This window comes from Devosia sp. (genome assembly GCF_030689745.1).
GTDB classification, from domain to species: domain Bacteria; phylum Pseudomonadota; class Alphaproteobacteria; order Rhizobiales; family Devosiaceae; genus Devosia; species Devosia alba.
Window position 1 is genome coordinate 1 of record NZ_JAUYGL010000199.1, and the last position, 3,434, is coordinate 3,434.

Consider the following 3,434-nt stretch of genomic DNA (forward strand, 5'->3'; position numbering starts at 1 on the left):
GGGCTAGGATCGGGCGAGGCTCGAACACCACGCTCATTCGCTTCATAGAAATGGTCCGGGCAGGCAACGCCAGCCCTCAACAGCATCTGGAGGAATTCCCGGAACGGCTCAACTCGTTATGCCGCGACATGGTGCAGGTACTGGGCGAGCTGGCTGAGGAACGAGTTGCCCAAGAACGGGCGGAAGTCGCAGCAGTTCGCCGCAACATCGAGGGTCGCTGGAACGGCCTAATGCTTGAGAAGGAAACAGCGGTCAACGCCTACGAAGCGGAGAAGCGAATCGTCGGCGACCTCACGCAGCGGCTAGATGCCGTTACCAAGAAGCTCGATTCTGTGACTGCGGAACGAGAGGGGTTCATGGAGCGTGCAGGCGTAGCCGAGGCTCTTAATGAGCAGTTGCATGAACGCCTGCTGGAACAGAGCCGGCAAATCGACACGCTGAAAGCGCAAGCAGAACACTATGAGCAGCAAGTGACGGCGCAGCGCGAGCATGAAGCCCGCAGGCACGCGCAACAGATCGAGGGGCTGGAGGCCACCATCAGGGAATCGCACGCCAATGAGCTTCGACTAACTGAGCAGGTCGGCAACGCAAAGCGCGAGCTTGAGCGGATGACAAAGGATGCTGAACAGTTCAGCCGGCAAGCCTCGCTGGCCGAGGCTGAGCAAAAGAAACTTGAAGCCCTGGTGGCCGATCTATCGGTTGAGCAGCTTGAGTTCAAGCGCCGTGATGAGCAGCGCGAGCGGCAAGCACTTGCAACCATGGCAACGAACAGCGAACTACAAGCACAGCTGGCACGAATGCAGTCACAGATCATCGAGGTGCAGAGCCGGTCGGCAAGGCAGCTTGACGATATGGCTACGGACAACCGATCAGTAATCATCAACCTAGTGGATCACTCTCGCCGAGTGTTCGAGATTGCTAGTCTGACCAAGGCCAAGGACAGCCCCGAGTTCAAAGAACTGGCCATTGCGCAACGAGAGATTGAGCGGCTATTCCAGAAGACTTGAAACAAGGGTGCCTAAAGGCGCAGGGCTTTGCACAACTGCCCCGGACTGACCAATGCCTAGCTATGAGCTTGTTTCAATGTGAGGGGTGCGGCTGCCGCGAGAATACGGCGCATTCGATGCTGGGGTTCAAGGGCATCACCGAATGCTATAACTGGAGCCTTGCACCTGAGCGCGAAGGGCTGCTGATGTGCAGCGCCTGCTGGCCTTCCCACAAAGCGAGTTGACCAGCCAGCGGATTCGTCAAGTGGCGCGGTAAGTTCAAGCGAAGGCTCCTGCCGCTCTGCTTGAACAGTAAGAATCATCGCTGGAATATGGCGCATGTCGAAACGGGCTTCGATGACTATCTCGCCTACGCCAAATTGGCACCTGGAAACTGTTAAGACAAATATAGTCTAGATATTGATTGAGGAATTCGTATGAAATACATAGGCATTGATCATATTGAGCGGGAATGCAACGGACCATACACTTTCAACTTAGTCACAGACAGCGAGTCGCGCTTCCCTGTCAGGTATTTGAAGCTGGAGCCACAACCAAGCTTAGGAACTGAATTTCATCCGATTACATTCGCAATGGAGGTTGTTGCTTCCGAGCCACCTTTTCTCAGCAAGCAAGAATGCCCATGGATATTATCCTACATGGACGATCTGAGAAGCTTCTACAATTCTAAATACTTCCCCCAAGAGCACGCTGAAAGCTCAAGCTTAAATTTTCACGCAGGCGAATCTATTAATAGCAAAGTAAAGACATTTGCAATGGAAAACGATGCAGTTTCAGCCACACGCATGATGTATGCAATTGATATAGCATCCAGCATTCTATATGGCAGCAATGTCCTCCTACGCGATTACTTCACACATAATAATGACACATCATGGCTAAATGAAATGTATCAATTGCTCTTGATTGATACAGACCTTCTAGATAGGCATATCTATAAATCACTGGAAGTAAACTATGATAAGTCATTCAAAACACTGATGACTCGCAGTGTCTTCAAAGATACGCCGGTGATGGTAACAATTCCCGAGGGAGAGTCGCTTACAACGTTCGACGGGCAAGAAAAAGATATGATCTTAACCTCTGGGACTAGCCTTGAATGCACGATAGTTAGGTTTTTCAAAACTGACCTGTGGTGGTCGAATCGAGGTGCGATTGAGTTTTACCCAACTTTTAATAAAGCTATACGGAGCCGCCTACAAGATGAGCCACTTTTTGCAGTTGAAATGGAACTGGCAAAGGAGCTTCAAAGAAGTCTATATGGAGCTAAAATTTTAGCTTTCGTTCCTCTGCACTGGATTAGCTTTGTATATCACCACGGGCAATGGTTAGAGGTAGGTCAGCTCCCTGTTTCTAGTGAGTCTGACTCAAAGCTCCCCATCCCTTTGACAACAAGTGATTTCTGTAATTTGTTTTAACCGAGCACTGCCTTCGGCACTACTCCAGCCTACTTCTGCCTCAACTATCATGTGAGGGGTTAAGGAACTTGCCCAGCTCGAAGGGCAATGAGAGACATTGCCCCAGGCCTTTATCAACGCCGCAGAGAAAGCCCCGCCACCTCAGAACTTCGCTCGTCATCAAGTGAGTGATAGTAAATGTTGTGGGTGGTAGCCAAGCTCTTGTGCCGCAGGTCTGCCTGGAGGTTCTTCGGGTTCCTGTGCGGGGCGTCGAAGGTGGCGCCAGTATGGCGAAGCCAGTGAAGGCTGGCAGAGCGAAGCTCGCTAACCTCATAGTCAGGGAAGCCTTCCTGTTTCATCCTGGAAACAGTCCGATCCAGCACAGCCTGAACATCATCCCGGATTTGCCGAGACTTCAACCCAGGCCGACCGTGAACGGTTGTAAGCAGTGGCTCAGGGTCGCGGGGTTCAGGAAAATCAGAAAGACCACGGTATCGACGAAATCGAACGAGGTAGTCGATGCAGTCCGGCTTCACTGCAATTTTGGCTTGAACGTTGCCCTTACCAACAACGTAATACCACCAAGCATCGCGCTCGCGGGCAAAAGACCCCATTGCCGGAACCCATTCGCCGTTACCGGCAAGGTCGCTTACCCGCAAGTAGCAACCAAACATCATGACGATGCAGAACAGAGTCCGCTCTCCAGGGCTCGGTGCTTCTTGAGCCATTATTTCCGCCGTTTCAAGCAGGAACTCCCATTGCAGCTTCGAGAGCGACTTTTGCTTTGGCATCTGTAACGTCTTCGATTTGTTCTTTTTCATATCGCGCTTGATCAGGACGCATGGGTTGCTGCCCATGACCTGATCAGCAGCGCAATAGCTGAACAGGGAGTTGAGTACCGCATAGACCTGTTTGAGTGAACTGTCGGCCATAGTGAAGACTGGCTCCGGCACCTCGCGGTTGCTCTCCAGTGCGTTCTTGACTGCTGCCTTTTGCGTCCGCATCAAAAATGGGCGCCACTCAGGGTTAG

At 51.9% G+C, this 3,434-nt stretch carries 3 protein-coding genes; 2 read left to right on the forward strand and 1 reads right to left on the reverse strand.

Annotated features, from left to right (window positions below; all coding sequences use genetic code 11):
- Positions 1-1,007 (forward strand): DNA-binding protein (locus tag Q8O80_RS17770; RefSeq protein ID WP_305581718.1); only part of this gene is annotated, 1,007 nt, incomplete at its 5' end.
- A gap of 416 nt (positions 1,008-1,423) precedes the next feature.
- A complete protein-coding gene (locus tag Q8O80_RS17775; RefSeq protein ID WP_305581720.1) occupies positions 1,424-2,425 on the forward strand; it encodes a hypothetical protein in 1,002 nt (333 codons plus the stop codon).
- 113 nt (positions 2,426-2,538) lie between these two features.
- Here Q8O80_RS17775 and Q8O80_RS17780 read toward each other — a convergent pair.
- Positions 2,539-3,434, reverse strand: an 896-nt coding sequence (locus Q8O80_RS17780) for a hypothetical protein (protein WP_305581722.1), incomplete at its 5' end; no start/stop codon positions are given.